The 610-nt window shown below is 73.0% G+C and carries 1 protein-coding gene; it reads right to left on the reverse strand.

Annotated elements, in window-relative coordinates; genetic code table 11:
• Positions 1-549, reverse strand: a 549-nt coding sequence (locus tag ACNPM4_RS18755; protein WP_448986722.1) for a hypothetical protein, incomplete at its 3' end; no start/stop codon positions are given.
• Positions 550-610: the final 61 nt, after the last annotated feature.

A 610-nucleotide genomic window follows, 5' to 3' on the forward strand; every position in this document is an offset into this window, starting at 1 on the left:
GTAGGCATCCACCGCCACGTCGGCGGTGGGCCGAAGCGCATCGAACCTCTCGCGGACAGCCCGGGCCTCGGCGGTCGCGTCGTCCATCGCGACCAGACGCTCCTGCACTCCGTCGATCGCGCCGCCGACCTCCACGAGCGAGTCCTCGTCGATGTCGGCACGCGCATACTCGGCGGGCAGCTCGGGAACCGTGATCGCCGCCAACCCCGAGGCATACGCATCGACGGCCGCGAGTGCCGTGGCGAGCGCGGCGGCGTCGGTCACCGCGATCGGCGCATCGTCGGCTCCGCCGGCCGGATCCGGCGCGGTGCTCGTCCCGGTGAGCGCGCTCCGCAGCGGGGCGACCTCCGCCGTCTGCGCGTCGATGTCGGCGATGAGCCGGTCCTGAGCCGTCTTCAGGGACTGGTGAGCATTCAGAAGGGCGGCCTCATCGGCCTCCAACGACTCCACGGCACTCGCGGCCGGGCTGGCCGTCGCCATCTGGATGCCGCCGACGGTGCCGGCGACGACCAGCGCCACGACGGCGAGCGAGGCAGCCGACAGCGTCACGGCGTCGACCGAGCGCCTCGGCCGCTTCTTCGAACGGGAGGACTCCCCAGAACCCGCACCG

This window comes from Microbacterium umsixpiens (assembly GCF_053543675.1).